At 70.8% G+C, this 16,761-nt stretch carries 12 protein-coding genes; 6 read left to right on the forward strand and 6 right to left on the reverse strand.

Going from position 1 to position 16,761, the window contains the following annotated elements:
• The first annotated feature begins 396 nt into the window (after positions 1–396).
• The 5 genes from pta to J0P97_RS14525 all read left to right on the forward strand — a co-directional run bounded on the left by pta (position 397) and on the right by J0P97_RS14525 (position 7,761).
• Entirely contained in the window at positions 397–2,553 is a 2,157-nt protein-coding gene (pta, locus tag J0P97_RS14505; protein ID WP_215488501.1) for a phosphate acetyltransferase, read from the forward strand.
• Complete coding sequence (locus tag J0P97_RS14510; protein WP_215488502.1) at positions 2,550–3,794, forward strand: acetate/propionate family kinase; 1,245 nt, start codon at positions 2,550–2,552, stop codon at positions 3,792–3,794. Before pta ends, J0P97_RS14510 begins: the two co-directional genes overlap by 4 nt.
• Before the next feature lie 45 nt (positions 3,795–3,839).
• The gene (locus J0P97_RS14515) at positions 3,840–4,568 is read left to right on the forward strand and encodes an HAD family hydrolase (protein WP_215488503.1); all 729 of its coding nucleotides are present in this window, start codon (positions 3,840–3,842) and stop codon (positions 4,566–4,568) included.
• Between the two features lie 44 nt (positions 4,569–4,612).
• Positions 4,613–7,165, forward strand: a complete 2,553-nt coding sequence (locus tag J0P97_RS14520) for a glycoside hydrolase family 65 protein (protein WP_215488504.1) — start codon at positions 4,613–4,615, stop codon at positions 7,163–7,165.
• A gap of 98 nt (positions 7,166–7,263) precedes the next feature.
• Positions 7,264–7,761, forward strand: coding sequence for a hypothetical protein (locus J0P97_RS14525; protein WP_215488505.1), 498 nt, complete (start codon positions 7,264–7,266; stop codon positions 7,759–7,761).
• A gap of 97 nt (positions 7,762–7,858) precedes the next feature.
• On the opposite strand, the gene J0P97_RS14530 is transcribed toward J0P97_RS14525, so the two are convergent.
• The 6 genes from J0P97_RS14530 to J0P97_RS14555 form a co-directional block, all read right to left on the reverse strand.
• On the reverse strand, positions 7,859–9,049 hold the full coding sequence (locus J0P97_RS14530; RefSeq protein WP_282837968.1) for an ABC transporter ATP-binding protein: 1,191 nt from the start codon (positions 9,047–9,049) through the stop codon (positions 7,859–7,861).
• Positions 9,027–10,781 (reverse strand): ABC transporter permease, encoded by a 1,755-nt coding sequence (locus J0P97_RS14535; RefSeq protein ID WP_215488507.1) that lies wholly within the window; start codon positions 10,779–10,781, stop codon positions 9,027–9,029. The genes J0P97_RS14530 and J0P97_RS14535 overlap by 23 nt, the downstream gene beginning before the upstream one ends.
• A 20-nt stretch (positions 10,782–10,801) precedes the next feature.
• The gene (locus tag J0P97_RS14540) at positions 10,802–11,851 is read right to left on the reverse strand and encodes an ABC transporter substrate-binding protein (RefSeq protein WP_215488508.1); all 1,050 of its coding nucleotides are present in this window, start codon (positions 11,849–11,851) and stop codon (positions 10,802–10,804) included.
• A gap of 97 nt (positions 11,852–11,948) precedes the next feature.
• Positions 11,949–12,662, reverse strand: coding sequence for a response regulator transcription factor (locus tag J0P97_RS15965; RefSeq protein WP_215488509.1), 714 nt, complete (start codon positions 12,660–12,662; stop codon positions 11,949–11,951).
• The gene (locus J0P97_RS14550; protein WP_215488510.1) at positions 12,655–13,554 is read right to left on the reverse strand and encodes a sensor histidine kinase; all 900 of its coding nucleotides are present in this window, start codon (positions 13,552–13,554) and stop codon (positions 12,655–12,657) included. The genes J0P97_RS15965 and J0P97_RS14550 overlap by 8 nt, the downstream gene beginning before the upstream one ends.
• 136 nt (positions 13,555–13,690) lie before the next feature.
• Positions 13,691–14,782: an FAD-dependent oxidoreductase gene (locus J0P97_RS14555; RefSeq protein ID WP_215488511.1), complete on the reverse strand. Its 1,092-nt coding sequence runs from the start codon at positions 14,780–14,782 to the stop codon at positions 13,691–13,693.
• Positions 14,783–14,883: 101 nt separating this feature from the next.
• Here J0P97_RS14555 and J0P97_RS14560 point away from each other — a divergent pair.
• A partial coding sequence (locus J0P97_RS14560) for a DNA polymerase III subunit gamma and tau (protein ID WP_215488512.1) occupies positions 14,884–16,761 on the forward strand: 1,878 nt, incomplete at its 3' end.

Genomic DNA, 16,761 nt, shown 5'->3' on the forward strand with positions numbered 1-16,761 from the left:
TCCCCCGGGATTCCGCGCCGCGCATCGGTCCCCGCGCTCCGCCGCCCTTCGCGCCCCCGCCGTCACCGCTGCCCCGCGCCCCCGCCGGCCCGCGCCCCCGCCGTTACCGCTGCCCCGCGCCCCCACCGGCCCCCGGGTTTGTCGAGGGGTCTCCCCAATCCCCTCATCCCCCTCGGACGCTCACGTCCGGCTGACCACATACCACCCCCGTGACGCCCGCTCGTCACCGCGCTTTGCTCCCCTGGGGGGCTGCCGGCCGTGCCCGGGGAACCGTCTTGCCCGGGCCCGGACGGGCGGCGGCGCACAGCGGCGCACGGCGGCGCACGGCGGCGCGCGGGGGCGTTTTCTCCGGGGGCTCCCTGGTGGGGCTCCGAGCCGCCCCCGTAGGCTGGCGGTGTGGCGCAGAGCATCTACATCACCTCGACCGAAGGTCTCTCCGGCAAGTCCACGATCGTCCTCGGTGTCCTCGATGCGCTCAGTCGCACGACACCGCGCGTCGGCGTCTTCCGAGCGATCGCGCGCTCGGCGCTCGAGCGCGACTACGTGCTCGAAATGCTCCTGCACAACATCGGCGTCGAACTCGACTACGAGGAATCGGTCGGTGTCACCTACGACGAGGTGCGCGACGACGCGGATGCCGCTCTGTCCAAGATCGTCGAGCGGTTCAAAGCGGTCGAGGCCAAGTGCGACGCCGTCGTCATCGTCGGATCCGACTTCACGGATGTCGGCTCCACGAGCGAGCTCGGCTACAACGCGCGCATCGCGGCCAACCTCGGCACGCCCGTCCTCCTCGTCCTGAACGGACGCGCGAGCGAGGGCGACCGCCTGGGCTTTAGCATCCCGCGAACCCCGGACGAGCTCGCGCGCCTCGTGATGCCGGCGCTCACCGACCTCACGCAGCATCGCGCGGAACTCTTCGCGGTCATCACCAACCGCGCTGACCCCGATCACCTCGATGAGATCAACGACGCGATCCGCGCCGTCGTCGCCGACGCCCCCGCGGCCGACGGCATCCGCGAAGCGCCGGTGGGGGTCTGGGCGATCCCCGAGGACGTCTACCTGGTCGCCCCCGCCGTCCGCGACCTCATGCCGAAGATCGACGGGCGGCTTCTCCGCGGCGACGACGATCTGCTCACGCGAGAGGTGCTCGACGTCGTGATCGCGGGGATGTCGCTCGACAACATCCTGCCCCGCCTCACCGAGGGCGCGATCGTGATCGTTCCCGCCGACCGCACCGAGGTGCTCCTAGGCCTCCTGCTCGCGAACTCCTCGGGAACCTTCCCCTCGATCGCCGGCATCATCCTCAACGGGCCCTTCCCGCTCCCGGCCGCCGTGCAGGAGCTGATGGTCGGCCTCGACTCGTCCCTTCCCATCGTGCTGACCGACCTCGACACCTACGACACCGCCGTCCGCGTGATGAGCAGCCGCGGCCGGCTCGCGGCCGGGTCGCAGCGGCGGTTCGACACGGCCGTCGCCCTCTTCGAACAGAACGTCGACACCGAGGAGCTCACGCGCGCGCTGGGTCTTGCGCATTCCGCCGTCGTCACCCCGCTCATGTTCGAGTACCAGCTGCTGGAGACCGCCCGCACCACGCGCAAGCGCATCGTCCTGCCCGAGGGGAGCGATGACCGCGTGCTCAAGGCGGCGGCGACCGTGCTGGCGCGCGGGATCGCCGACCTCACGATCCTCGGCGAGGATGCCGAGGTGCGCGGCCGCGCCGTCGAACTCGGCCTCGACCTCTCCGCCGCCCAGGTCCTGAGCCCCTTCGACCCGGCGACCGTCGACCTGTTCGCGACGGAGTACGCCCGGCTGCGAGCCCACAAGGGCGTCACGTACGAGAAGGCGGCGGACATCGTCACCGACGTGTCGTACTTCGGCACGATGATGGTCCACCTCGGCCTCGCCGACGGGATGGTCTCGGGGGCGGCGCACACGACCGCGCACACGATCCGACCCGCGTTCGAGATCATCAAGACGCGCTCGGGGGTCTCGGTCGTCTCGAGCGTCTTCCTCATGGCGCTCGCCGACCGCGTCCTCGTCTATGGCGACTGCGCCGTGATCCCCGACCCGACCGCCGAGCAGCTCGCTGACATCGCCGTCTCGTCGGCGGCGACAGCGCGCGAGTTCGGCATCGATCCGCGGGTCGCGATGCTCTCCTACTCGACCGGCGAGTCCGGCTCGGGAGCCGATGTCGAGAAGGTGCGCTCTGCGACGGCGCTCGTGCGCGAGCGCACGCCGGACCTTCTCGTCGAAGGGCCGATCCAGTACGACGCGGCGGCCGACGCCGCCGTGGCGAAGGCGAAGATGCCCGATTCGCAGGTCGCGGGGCGGGCGACCGTGTTCGTCTTCCCCGACCTGAACACCGGCAACAACACCTACAAGGCGGTCCAGCGTTCCGCGGGCGCCGTGGCGATGGGGCCCGTCCTCCAGGGCCTCAACAAGCCGATCAACGACCTGTCCCGCGGGGCCCTGGTCGACGACATCGTCAACACGATCGCGATCACCGCGATCCAGGCGCAGGCCGAGCCTGCAGGAACGGATGCGTCCGCATGACCGTCGTCCTCGTGATCAACAGCGGATCCTCCTCGTTCAAGTACCAGCTCATCGACGTCGAGACGGAGGAAGCGCTGGCCTCGGGTCTCGTCGAGCGGATCGGCGACCCCTCGACAGGCTCGGGGACCGGCGCAGGGCCGGGGACCGGCGCAGGCTCGGGCACCGGCGTTGCGACACACGAGGCGGGAGGGGAGAAGTGGACGCGCGAGCTGCCGATCCCGGACCACACGGCGGGCTTCGCCGTGATGCTGGCGGCCTTCGCCGAGCACGGCCCGTCCCTCGAGGCGCAGCCGCCCGTCGCCGTCGGTCACCGTGTCGTCCAGGGCGGCGCTCGATTCTTCGAGCCCACGCTGATCACGCCGCTGGTCGAGATCAACATCGACGAGCTGTCGTTCCTCGCCCCGCTCCACAACCCCGGCGCCCTCCAGGGGATCAAGGCGGCCCGTGCCGCCTTCCCCGACGTCCCGCACGTCGCCGTGTTCGACACCGCATTCCACCAGACCATGCCGCCGGCGGCATACACCTATGCGATCGACAAGGATGTCGCGGAACGCCACCGCATCCGGCGGTACGGCTTCCACGGCACGAGCCACAAATTCGTCAGCGAGGAGGCGGCGCGGTTCCTCGGTCGACCGCTGGGCGAGCTGAAGCAGATCGTGCTCCATCTGGGCAACGGGGCCTCCGCGACAGCGATCGACGGCGGACAATCGGTGGACACCTCGATGGGCCTCACCCCGCTCCAGGGCCTGGTGATGGGCACCCGCTCCGGCGATGTGGACCCGTCGCTCGCGCTGGTGCTCGGACAGCGCGAGGGATGGACGCCGATGCAGATCGACGCCTTCCTCAACAAGCAGTCCGGGATGCTGGGGCTCACGGGTGCCGCGGACATGCGCGACATCGAGGCGCGCCGCGCGTCCGGTGACGCCGACGCGGCCCTCGCGTTCGAGGTGTACATCCACCGCCTGCGCGCCTACATCGGCGCCTATCTGGCGCAGCTCGACGGGGTCGACGTCATCTCGTTCACGGCGGGGGTGGGGGAGAACTCCGCCCTGGTGCGCGCGTCCTCCCTCGCGACGCTCGGATTCGCGGGCGTGAAGGTCGATGCCGCCCGCAACGAGGTGCGCTCCCGCGAGATCCGCGTGATCTCGACCGACGACTCGCCCGTGACGGTCCTCGTCGTCCCGACCAACGAAGAGCTCGAGATCGCCCGGCAGACCCTCGATGTCGCCCGCGCAGTCTGAGGCATTCGACACACGCCGGACACACCCCGCCACTACGCTGGCACAGTGACAAACGAGCTTCCCGATCTCGCGTCGTACGACGGCGTCCTGTTCGACCTCGACGGCGTGCTCACGCCGACCGCCGAGGTGCACATGCACGCCTGGCAGACCATGTTCACCGAGCTGTTCACGGCCTGGCAGATCACGCCGCCGTACACGGATGAGGATTACTTCCTCCACCTCGACGGCAAGCAGCGCTATGACGGCGTGGCGAGTCTGCTGCGCTCCCGTGACGTCGAGATCCCTTGGGGCGACCCGAGCGATCCGCCCACCGCCGACACGGTCTGCGGGATCGGCAACCGCAAGAACGAGGTCTTCGCGGCCGTCCTGCGCAGCGAGGGCATCGCCCCCTACCCGGGCTCGCTCGCGCTCATCGAGCAGCTCCGCGCGGCGGGCACGCCGATCGGGGTCGTCTCCAGCTCGAAGAACGCCGAAGAGGTGCTCGCCGCCGCCGGCATCCGCGGTTTCTTCCCCGTCGTCATGGACGGCGTGGTCGCCGAGCGGCAGAAGCTCCGCTCGAAGCCGGCCCCCGACATGTTCGCCGAAGGCGCGCGCATGCTGGGCGTCGACCCGGCCCGCAGCGCCGCCGTCGAGGATGCGCACTCCGGAGTCGCGTCCGCGGCTGCGGCGGGCTTCGTCCTCGTCGTGGGCGTCGACCGGGGTGCGGGCGCGCAGGCGCTCCTCGACCTCGGCGCGACGCTCGTCGTCGACGACCTCGCGGCGTTCGTCGCGTGATGCACGCACCACTCGGATCAGGCCCCACCGAAGGGATGGACAGGATGGATCGCGACCGCTTCCCCGTCGACGAATGGCGTCTCGTCGAGAAGAGATTCTCGCTCGATGACATCGGCGTCACCGAGACGATCTTCGCGCTCGGCAACGGCTACCTGGGTCTGCGCGGCAACCACCCCGAGGGTCGCCACGCGCAGGAGCACGGCACCTTCATCAACGGGCTGCACGAGATCTTCCCGATCCGTCACGCCGAGCAGGCCTACGGCTTCGCCGAGGTCGGTCAGACGATCGTGAACGCGCCGGATGCCAAGGTGATGCGCGTCTACGTCGACGACGAGCCGCTCTCCTTCGACGTCGCCGACGTCCGCGAGTACGAGCGCGCGCTCGACATGCGCACCGGCGTCCTGACCCGCCGGGTGCGCTGGGTCACGCCGAGCGGCAAGGACGTGCTCATCGAGTTCGACCGGATGGTGTCCTTCGAGGAGAAGCACCTCGCGATCATGCGTCTCACGGTGACGGTGCTCAACTCCGACGCTCCCGTCACGGTCAGCTGCCAGCTGATCAACCGTCAGGACGGCGAGGACGTCTACGGCGGTCGTGCGCCGGGCCGTGCCGGAAAGGCCGCGTTCGACCCGCGCAAAGCGGAGAAGATCTCCGAGCGGGTTCTCCAGCCGCAGGAGTACTGGCAGGACGGGAACCGCTCCGCGCTCTCGTACCGGGTCAGCGAGTCCGGCATGACGGTGTCCCTGGTGGCGGACCACCTCATCGACACCGAGAACGAGTACTCGGCGCGCACCTCGATCGAACCCGACATCGCGAAGAACGTCTTCCGCATCCAGGCGAAGGCGGGTGTGCCCGTCACGGTGACGAAGCTCGTGAGCTACCACACGTCCCGCGGGGTGCCTGCGCGCGAGCTGGTGGATCGCGGGCGTCGCACGCTCGACCGGGTCGAGGCCGAGGGCGTGCAGACGCAGTACGACCGGCAGGCGGAGTGGATGGCCGCGTTCTGGAAGCGCTCCGACGTCGTCGTCGGCGGCCACCCCGACCTGCAGCAGGCGACCCGCTGGTGCCTCTTCCAGCTCGCACAGGCGGCCGCCCGCGCCGACGGCCAGGGCGTCCCGGCCAAGGGCGTGTCGGGCTCCGGCTACAGCGGGCACTACTTCTGGGACACCGAGATCTACGTCCTGCCGTTCCTCATCTACTCCACGCCCCAGTGGGCGCGCAACGCCCTGCGGATGCGCTACGTCATGCTCCCCGACGCCCGCAAGCGCGCCGGGCAGCTCAACGAGGCCGGAGCCCTGTTCCCCTGGCGGACGATCAACGGCGAAGAGGCATCCGCCTACTACGCCGCCGGCACCGCGCAGTACCACATCAACGCCGACGTCAGCTTCGCCCTCGGCAAGTACATCCGGGCGACGGGAGACGACCAGTTCCTCTACCGCGAGGGCGTCGACATCGCGGTGGAGACGGCGCGACTGTGGGCGACGCTGGGGTTCTGGCGGTTCAACGAGGCCGGCGATCCGGAGGTGTTCCACATCCACGGCGTCACCGGCCCGGACGAGTACACGACCGTCGTCAACGACAACCTGTTCACCAACGTCATGGCCCGCTACAACCTGCGGTTCGCCGCCCGCGTCGTCACCGAGATGGCCGCGCAGGCGCCGGAGGAGTACGCGCTCATGGTCGACCGCCTCGGGCTGGGCGTGGACGAGGCCGCGGGGTGGGATGCCGCGGCGGAGGCCATGCACATCCCCTACAGCGAGGGCCTGGGCATCCATCCGCAGGACGCCGTGTTCCTCGAGCGCGAGGTGTGGGACCTGGAGTCCACGCCGCCCGATCAGCGTCCGCTGCTCCTGCACTTCCACCCCCTCGTCATCTACCGCTACCAGGTGCTCAAGCAGGCCGACGTGGTGCTCGCGCTCTTCCTGCAGGGCAACCACTTCACGGACGAGGAGAAACTCGCCGACTTCGAGTACTACGACCCGCTGACGACGGGAGACTCCACCCTCTCCGCGGTCGTCCAGGCGATCCTCGCGGCGGAGGTGGGGTACCAGGATCTGGCGCTCGAGTACTTCTCGCAGTCGATCTACGTGGACCTCGGCGACCTGCACCACAATGCGGCCGACGGCGTGCACGTCGCATCGGCGGGCGGGGTCTGGACGGCGCTCGTCGCGGGCTTCGGCGGGATGCGGGATCACTGGGGAGAGCTGTCGTTCGACCCGCGCCTGCCGGCGGACTGGCCGTCGCTGTCCTTCCCGCTGCAGTGGCGGGGGACACCGCTGCACATCACGATCACGGCGAACGAGCTCACGGTCGTCGCCGAGGAGGGCGAGCCCGTCCTCTTCTCCGTGCGGGGAGTGGGCTACGAGGTGGTCGGCGGCGCGACGGTGACGGTGCCGCTCGACGGCCAAGGCCCCGTTCTCTCGGGGCGGCCGATGCTCAGCGACATCGGCGAGACCCTGCGCGAGGACGGGACGCTGCTCTCCGCATCCGTCCCGATCACGACGGCGACATCCGTGATCCCCGTGATCACGGGGGCGGTTCCGACGAGCGAGTTCGCACACCGCGAGGAGCACGGCAACACCGGCGTCGACTCCTGAGCGGGACGCGAGCCGATCCCGCGTGACCGGGCGCGCGCAGTCACGTGCTGCGCACGCTCGGTCACGCGGGAAGCGGCCTCCGCCGCGAGGCTGATGTCGTGACGCTCCATCTCCTCGCACTCGGCCCCGCCGCGCTGAGCCTGTGCTGCCTCGCGGCGGACCGCCGCGCCCGGCGAGCAGGCGATGTGGTCGCGTCGGTGGTGATGATCGTCGCGATGGCGGATGCCGCGGTGACCGGCCTGATCCCCGTGGTGTGCTGGGCCGTCGTGCTCCTCGCCGCGGCGATGGCCCTCGCGGCGCGCGCCCGGGCGCGACGCGCCGATGCCGGAGGCGCCCTGCCCGTGCACGCCGCGACGGGCATGATCGTGATGGCCGCGCTGATGCTCGCGATGGCGGGCGATGGCGGGGCGTTGGTCGCGCCGCCGCACTCGCACCACGCGGCGCCCGCCCCGGCCCTCGTGGCCGCGATCGCCGCGGCCGCCTACGTCGCGGCGTCGGTCGTCCTCGCCCGGCGCGGCCGCTCGATGCTCGACCGCGCCCAATACGCCGGCATGGCGGCATCCGTCGCGCTGATGACACTCGGTGTCGTGGCCTGATCCGCCCGGTCTGCGGCGAGGATCGCGCGCGCGGTGAGGGCCCGCTCCCACCGGGTGGCGGGAACGGGCCCTCTGGCTCTCCGTCGGGCTCCGTGCCTCAGTCAGCCTCGGCCCGGGGGAGGACCCAGCCGCGGTCGCTCGGGACGTCGACACGCACGACGTCCATGGGCGCGAAGATCTCGTCCACGCTCGGGTCGGAGACCGAGGCGACGATCGTGCCTGAGGTCGTCTCGATCTCGTACTCGACGGTGTCGCCGTGGAAGATCGCGTTCAGGACGCGCCCGATGTCATCGCGGACCTCCGTGGCATCCGTGCCCTCGCCCGCGGCGAGGTGGCGCAGCCGCACCGACTCCGGGCGGACCATCAGCAGAACGCGGCTGTCGATCCCGACTTCGGGATGGCAGTCGACGTGGAACTGTCGGCCCAGCGCATGCACGGCGATCCGCCCGTCCTGGGGTGCGGACACGACCGCCGCATCGAGGAAGTTCGCACGCCCGATGAAGTCCGCGACGAAAACGGATGCCGGGCGGCGGTAGACGGCGTCGGGAGTGTCGACCTGCTCGATCCTTCCCCTGCTCATCACGACGACGCGGTCGGACAGCGTCATCGCCTCGTCCTGATCGTGGGTGACGAAGATGCTCGTGATGCCCAGGCGTCGCTGCAGGCGGCGGATCTCGTTGCGCATCTGCACGCGCAGCTTCGCGTCCAGGTTCGACAGGGGCTCGTCGAACAGGAGCACCTTCGGTCGCATCACGAGAGCGCGCGCGAGTGCGACGCGCTGCTGCTGACCGCCCGAGAGCTGGTGGGGCGCCCGGTCGGCATAGGAGGACAGGTTCATGATCGTGAGGATCGTGTCGACCTCCTCGGCCATCCGGGCCGCGGGCGTCCTCTTCAGGCGCAGGCCGTAGGCGACGTTGTCGCGCACGGACAGGTGCGGGAACAGCGCGTAGGACTGGAAGACCATCGACATCGGGCGCTTGTTCGGCGGCACCGAATTCATCACGGCCCCGTCGAGCTCGACCGATCCGCTCGTCGGCTCCTCGAATCCGGCGATCATCCGGAGGGTCGAGGTCTTGCCACAGCCCGAGGGTCCCAGCAGGGTGAGGAACTCGCCCGGACGGATGTCGAGGTCGATGTCGTCGACGGCGGCGATGTCGTCGGAGCTCCCGGAGTAGCGCTTGGTCAGGCCGTTCAAAGTGATGCGGCCGGTCGGTTCGTCTGCGGTGAAGTCGGCGAGGGCGGTGAGCCCGATCGTGCCGGTCGACTCAACGCTGGTGGGTGCGGCCACGGAAGACCACCTTTCTGATGATGACATTGAAGAGAAGGATGAGGCTCAGCACGATGGCGATGAGCACGGTGCAGTAGGCGAACGCGTTGCCGAAGCGCCCGGAGTCGACCTCGGCGAGGATCTGCGAGGTCATGATCTTCATCCCGGGCGTGGTGAGGAAGACGATGGGCGACAGGGTCGTCATCGACCGCGCGAACGCGAAGGTCACGCCGGTGATGAGCGCCGACTGGATCAACGGCAGGGTGACCTTGCGGAACGTCGTGCCCGATCCCGCACCGAGGGAGGTGGACGCCTCCTCGATCGCAGGGTGGATCTGCTGGAGCGCGGACACACCCGCGCGCTGCCCCGACGGAAGCGACCTGGTGACGTAGACCATGACGATCGCGAGACCGCCGGCGAAGGCCGCCGACCCGCCGGCCAGCGCCGGGAGGATCTGGATGCCGCCGATCATCGTCGGCGTCATGTAGGCCAGCGCGTATCCGATGCCGAGCACGGTGCCCGGCACGGCGAGCCCGAGCATCCCGACGAAGTCCATGAGGCCCGCGGCGCGGCGGAGCTTGCGCACCACCAGCCACGCGATGAGCATGCCGAGCACGCCGGCGATCGGCGCCGCGATGAGTGCCATCACCGTCGTGTCGATCATGGCCTTGGACCCGATCCCGCCCAGGACGAAGGCGAAGTGGTCGAGGGTGAACTCGTTGTTCACGCCCGGGACGCGCAGGAACCCGCCGATCAGGACGGTCGTGTAGATCACGACGATGAGCAGGCACAGGAAGCCGACGATCGTGAGCACGGGGACGCGGATCGAGGGCGACGAGATGAGTTCGCTCGTCCCCGCGGGCTTCCCGGTCACCGAGACCACGCTCTTGCGGGAGACCCAGTACCGCTGGACCAGGAACACCAGGATCGCGGGGAGGAGGATGACGAGCGAGTACGCGGCTCCGGCCGAGGTGTTGTACTCGCCGGTCACGGCCAGATAGGCGCGGGTGGACAGGACCGTGTAGTCGCCGCCCAGGACCAGCGGGTTGGCGAGATCGGCGATGCCTTCGACGAACAGCAGGAGGAACGACCCGGCCAGACCGGGGACGATCATCGGGATCGTCACGGTCACGAAGATCCGCAGCTTGCTGGCGCCCAGGTCGGCCGCGGCCTCGTCGAGGGACGGGTCGAGGCTCTCGAGCATCCCCTTCATGTTCATGTACGCCACGGGGAAGAACGACAGCGTCAGCACGAACACGAGACCGGGCAGTCCGTAGATGTCCGCCTGCAGGCCGAAGACGCCGTTCGAGATGGCGCCGTTGCGGCCGAAGAGCGTGATCGCGGCCGTCGCGACGGCGAACGGCGGCGCGACGATCGGGATGAGGGCCAGCAGGTGGAGCAGGCGCTTGCCGCGGAACTTCAGCCGCACCTGCGCGTAGGCGAACAGGAAGCCGACGACGGTGCCGAGGACTCCCACCCAGAGGCCGAGGGCGATGGTGTTGCCGACGATTCGATGGTTGGTCGGATTGGTGAAGATCTGCCCTAGCGTCGCGAGCCCCTTCTCGGAGCCCGCGGCTCCGAGAAGGTTCAGCAGCGGGAACCCGACCAGCAGCATCAGGATGACGCTCACGATCGTGACGAGGATCACGACGCTGCGGTCGCGGGACGAACGACCGCCGCGGCGGCGGGGCCTTCGTGTGGGAGCGGCCGCGGCGACGATCGGCGCCGCCGCGGACTCGATGGTGGTGGTCATCGGAATTCCTCTTCGGCCCGTCACTCCTTGGGAGCGGGCGCGACCTCGGCGTCGAAGCGGGCGGTGAGCTCGCGGCGCGTGTCGCCGGCGACGGAGATGTCCTCGTGCAGGAGGTTGAGCTTCGACAGATCGACCATGTCGTCGGTGATCGTCGCGTCCGGGTTGGTCGGCACGCTGTAGGTGCCCACCGTGGGCGCGATGTCCTGAGCGGCCGCGGTCAGCGTCCAGTCGATGAAGCTCTTCGCGGCATCGGGGTGCTTCGCGTTCTTCAGGAGCGAGACGGCGCCGACCTCGTAGGTCATGCCCTCCTTCGGGAAGGTCGTCTGCAGGTTCGTGAAGCCCTCGTTGATGAACTTCTGGCAGTCCTGCGCGAAGATGATCCCCGTCGCGACCTCGCCGCGGCCGGCCATCTGGCCCGGCGCGCTGCCGCTCTTGGAGTACTGCAGGATGTTGCTGTGAAGGCGACCGAAGTAGTCGAGCGCTGCATCCTGGTCGCCGTCGTTGAGCATCACCTGGGTCCACAGCGCCTGGTAGGCCGTCCCCGAGGTGCCCGGGTGGGCCATGGCGATGTTGCCCTTGAAGACCGGGTCGAGGAGGTCCTCCCACGACTCGGGAGCGTCCGCGCCGATCCGCTTCAGGACGTCGGTGTTCGAGCAGAAGCTGAGCGCGCCGACGTAGATGCCGGTCCAGGTTCCGTCGGCGTCCTTGTACTCGGCGGGGATCTGCTCCGCGCCCGGGGACACGTACTTCTCCAGGAAGCCCTCCGCATCGGCCGCGATGTGCCCGTCGGCTCCGCCGCCGAACCACGCGTCGAACTCGGGCGCATCGCCGGACGCCGCCAGGCGGGCGACCGCCTCGCCGCCGCTCAGCCGCACGTAGTTCGCGGCGATGCCGGTCTCGGCGGTGAACTGGGCGGCCACCTGCTGGCACCAGTCCTCCTGCGGGCTGCAGATGAAGTTGAGCTCCTTGTCGCCGGAGGCGGACGCGTCACCGGACGCGGTCGAGCAGCCGACCAGCGTGGCGGCCATCAGGCTGAGAAGGGCGGCTCCGGAGAGGGCAGCGCGTTTCATGGGTGAACTCCTTCGTTCGGGATTGCCGGGGTGTCGGTACCCCATCGACGTTAGGAGCGGGCGCGCGACGTGTCAGTGGATGGACGGTGACGGTCGGTCACAGATCTGTGACCGTCGTCGCCGCGGCGGAGCGGATCAGGTATCCCGCTCCGCGAACGCTCTCGACGACCTGTCCGGCGCCCGGCGCCGCCGCGTCCAACTTGTGGCGCAGGCGGTAGACCGTCGTCTTGATCATCTCGCGTCCGCCGAGGCGATCGGCCTCGCCCCATCCTGCGATCAGGAGTGCGCGGAAGTCGATCACCTCGTCGGGCTGGGTCAGCAGCGCCTGCAGGACGCGGTATTCCCCCATCGTCAGGGCCACCTTCTCCGTGCCGATGACGGCCTCGAGGGCGCCGGGGTCCACCCGGAGGAGGCCGGCGCGCGTCGAGACACCCGCCGGCGCCTCGTTGCGACGCACGAGGCGCTGCGCGCGGAGGGCGAGCTCACGCGGGTGGAAGGGCTTGACCACGTAGTCGTCAGCATCCGCCTCCAATCCCGCGATGCGGTCGTCGGACTCGCCCTTGGCGGTCACGAGCATCACCGGGACGTCGCTGTGGGCCCGGATCCGCGCGCACAGCTCCACCCCGCTCATCCCGGGCAGCATGACATCGAGCACGACCAGATCGGGCCGGAGGCGGCCGAGCGCGATCCATGCCGGCTCCGCCGCCCGGAACGACTCGCACCGGAACCCCTGGGTCTCCAGGACGAATGTGATGATCTCGAGCATCGCCGGCTCGTCGTCGACGACGAACGCGAGGGGAGCCTCACCCACGCGACACCGCCGCCGGAACCGTGAACATCATCGTCGTGCCCTTCCCCGTGATCGTGTCCACGAAGATCCTGCCACCGTGGAGCTCGATGAGCTGCTGCGAGATGAACAGGCCGATCCCGGTGCCGTTGCCGAGCGGCTGTCCACTCGCGAATCGCGCGAACAGCCGATCGCGCTGCGCGTCGGTCATCCCTGTTCCGCCGTCGCTGACCGAGATGAGCACGTGGTCCTCGGTGGGGTGCACGCGCACCTCGATGCCCTCGGACCCAGGGCTGCTGCGAGCGGCGTTCATGACGAGGTTGCTCACCACCAGACGGATGAGGTCGGGATCCACGTGCGCATCCACCGGCGCGCCGGGGGTGTGCAGGATGATCGGCGCTCCGGCGAGGGGCGTCAGCTCCTGTGTCACGCTGCGCATGAGGCCGCGGACATCGACGTCGCGCGCGTTCAGGACGAACTGTTCCGACTCCAATCGCGCCTGGACGAGCAGCTGCTCAGCCAGCGACTGCATCCGCGCCGCGTTGTCGATGATGCGCGCGACGAACGCCTGCTGACGCGGAAGCATCGGGCCCGGCGAGCCCTCGGCGAGGAGCTCGGCCGAGCCGAGGATGACGCCCAGGGGAGTGCGGATCTCGTGACTGAGCATCGAGACCTGATCGGACCTCCGGCGCGCGAGGGCCCGCAGCCGGGTGATCTCACGGACATCGCGCGCTCTCGCCCGGAACACGGACCAGACGGCGACGGCCGCGACGAGGACGGCCGCGACGAGGAGCACGTCGCCCTCGATCAGGCGACCGGCGTGCGTCGCGATCGCTCCCGCGACGAGGAGGACGGGCGCGAGGATCGTGAGGACGGTTCCGACGACGCCGAAGGGGGCACGCGCGGAGGTCTTCATCCCGCCTCCCTGCTCCGTTGCTCCGGGCGGTCCGACGGTGCGCCGCCCGCTCGATCGTAACGCGGGGCGGGTGTTCGGCCCCGACGACCGACTCGATCCCGCCGACGCGGCGCGGAGGCGCGGCGGACGTGCGGTGCTAGCCGGCGGACGCCATCGTGCGATCGGCGGCGACGATCGCACGCGCGGCGTCGCGCCCGGCGCGGTTCGCGCCGATGGTGGACTGGGACGGGCCGTAGCCGATGAGGAAGAGGCGCGGCTCGTCGATCGACCGTCCGTCGCGCACGCGCACGCCGCCCTCCGCGGTGCGGAGGCCGAGCGGGGCGAGGTGGGGGATGTCGGCCCGGAAGCCCGTCGCCCAGAGGATGACGTCCGCGCGCTCGAGGGACCCGTCCGGCATCCGGACGCCGTCCGGCTCGATCCGCGTGAACATCGGATGCCGCACGAGCACGCCCCGCGCTCGCGCCGACTCCGACCACGCCGTCCGGTGCTGACCGGTCACCGAGATGACGCTCCCGGGGGGCAGGCCGCGTCGCACGCGCTCCTCGACGCCTGCGATCGCGGCGATCCGCGCCGCGGTGTCGAACTCGGCGGCATCCCACGTCACCTCGCGCCGGGTGACCCAGAAGGTGTCGGCGACACGGGAGATCTCCTCGAGCAACTGCACCGCCGAGATCCCGGCGCCGACGATCACGACGCGCAGGCCCGCGAACTCGCCGGCCGACACGTAGTCGTGCACATGCAGCTGCCGTCCGCGGAACGTCTCGGCGCCCGGGGCATGCGGCCAGAACGGGCGGCGCCACGTCCCCGTCGCGTTGATGACCCAGCCCGCGGCGAGGGTCCCGGCATCCGTCTCGACGAGGAGTCTCCCGTGCGGGTCGTCGTCGGCGCGGCGGACGGCGTGGACGGGGACCGGGCGTCGCACCCGCAGGTCGAAGCGCCGCTCGTAGTCGGCGAAGTAGGCGGGGAGCACCTCCCGCGCGGGTGCCTCCGGGTCCGCCGGCGGAACCGGAGCGCCGGGCAGCTCGTGGATGCCGTTGACGGTGGCCATCCGCAGCGACGCCCAGCGGTGCCGCCACGCGCCGCCCGGCGCGTCTTCGGCGTCCAGGACGACGAAGGATCGGCCGTCCGCCGGCGCGGGGGAGAACCCGCGGCGGCGCAGGTGGTACGCCGCGGAGAGACCCGCCTGACCCGCGCCGATCACGGCGACGTCGACGGGTTCCGGTTCCACGCCGGGTGCAACGGCGAGACCCGCTCCGGTGTTCCCGCCCTCGCTCCTCCTCGGGAGGCGCTCGCCGCCGCGATGTCGGCGCCACGCCGTAGGCTGGTCGGGTGACCACCGCCCTGTACCGCCGCTACCGGCCCGAGAGCTTCGGCGAGATGATCGGGCAGTCGCAGGTCACCGATCCGCTCATGACCGCGCTGCGCGGCGATCGTGTCGGGCACGCCTATCTCTTCAGCGGTCCGCGCGGCTGCGGCAAGACCACGTCCGCCCGCATCCTCGCCCGCTGCCTGAACTGTGCGCAGGGGCCGACCGACACCCCGTGCGGTACGTGCGACAGCTGTGTCGAGCTCGGCCGCGGCGGCGGCGGCTCGCTCGACGTCGTCGAGATCGACGCGGCCTCCCACAACGGCGTCGACGACGCACGCGATCTGCGCGAGCGGGCGATCTTCGCCCCGGCGCGCGACCGGTTCAAGATCTTCATCCTCGACGAGGCGCACATGGTCACGCCGCAGGGCTTCAACGCGCTGCTCAAGCTCGTCGAAGAGCCGCCGGACCACGTCAAGTTCATCTTCGCGACGACCGAACCCGAGAAGGTCATCGGCACGATCCGCTCGCGCACGCACCACTATCCCTTCCGCCTCGTCGCCCCCGCCGCCATGCTCGGCTACGTCGAGGAGCTGTGCGGACAGGAGGGCGTCCAGGTGGAACCGGGCGTCCTGCCGCTCGTCGTGCGCGCGGGCGGCGGGTCGCCACGCGACACTCTCTCGCTCCTCGACCAGCTGATCGCCGGTTCGGAGGACGGTGTCGTGGCCTACGCCCGCGCCGTCGCCCTGCTGGGCTACACGCACGCAGAGCTGCTCGACGAAGTCGTCGATGCCTTCGGCGCGCACGACCCCGCCGCCGCGTTCGCCGCCGTGGACCGGGTCGTGCAGACCGGGCAGGACCCCCGCCGGTTCGTCGATGACCTGCTCGAGCGCCTCCGGGATCTCATCATCATCGCGGCGACCGGCGAGGGCGCCTCCGCCGTGCTGCGCGGTCTCCCCGCGGACGAGCTGGAGCGCATGTCGCGGCAGGCGGCCGCGTTCGGCGCGGAGCGGCTGTCGCGGATCGCGGACCTCGTCGTCGCCACTCTCGACGACATGACCGGCGCGACCTCGCCGCGCCTGCAGCTGGAGCTGCTCGTCGCCCGCGTGCTCGCCGCCGGCGTGCAGGTCCAGGGCGCGCCGGGCGCCGTCGCGCCTGCGGCATCGGCACCGGCCGCGGCGGTCACCCCTCCCGCACCGGCCGCATCCGCACCGGCCGCATCCGGTCCGGCGGCATCCGTTCCGGCCGCATCCGCTCCGGCGGCGGCACCCGCGCCCGCTCCGGCGGCGGCCGCGACCGACGCTTCTGCTCCGCTGTCGACCCCCGCCCGGGCTTCAGTGACCCCCGACTCCTCGGCACGTGCGGAGTCGCCGACGGGGGCCGCGCCGCCCGCGGAGAGCACCCCGCCCGCAGAGCCCGCCCCTTCCGGTCCAGTGACGCTCGCGCGCATGGTGGAGGCGTGGCCGGAGGTCCTCCGCACGCTCGAGCCGGTGAGCCGCACCTCGTGGATGCTCGCGACCGGCGCGACACCGATCGCGTACGCGGACGAGGTCCTGACCCTCGGATTCCGGAGCGCCGGCGATGTGGCGTCCTTCAAGAAGCTCGCTGCCGGGAAGGGCCCCAGTGAGGATCTGCGCGGAGCGATCCTCACGGTGCTGGGTGTGCGCGTGAGATACGTCGCCCGGCACGACGACGCGTCAGGGGGAGGATCCGAAGGATCCGGCCCGCCGGCCCGCCCCGTCGCATCGCCGGGGTCCGGCGCCGAGGGGACTCCCGCCGCGGAGCCCGCTCCAGCCGAGGACCGCGCTCCGGCCGGCTCGGCGCCCGTGACCGCCGGCTCGGCGCCCGTGACCGCCGGCTCGGCGCCCGCGACGTCGGCATCCCCGTCGGCGGCCCCCGGC

This window comes from Microbacterium flavum (assembly GCF_018717645.1).
GTDB lineage: Bacteria > Actinomycetota > Actinomycetes > Actinomycetales > Microbacteriaceae > Microbacterium > Microbacterium flavum.

Excerpts from the sequence above, each read along its gene's own strand:
- J0P97_RS14510 (WP_215488502.1), top strand. The coding sequence starts at position 2,550 with ATGACCGTCGTCCTCGTGATCAACAGCGGATCCTCCTCGTTCAAGTAC.
- J0P97_RS14520 (WP_215488504.1), top strand. The coding sequence starts at position 4,613 with ATGGATCGCGACCGCTTCCCCGTCGACGAATGGCGTCTCGTCGAGAAG.
- J0P97_RS14535 (WP_215488507.1), bottom strand. The coding sequence starts at position 10,781 with ATGACCACCACCATCGAGTCCGCGGCGGCGCCGATCGTCGCCGCGGCC.
- J0P97_RS14540 (WP_215488508.1), bottom strand. The coding sequence starts at position 11,851 with ATGAAACGCGCTGCCCTCTCCGGAGCCGCCCTTCTCAGCCTGATGGCC.
- J0P97_RS14550 (WP_215488510.1), bottom strand. The coding sequence starts at position 13,554 with ATGAAGACCTCCGCGCGTGCCCCCTTCGGCGTCGTCGGAACCGTCCTC.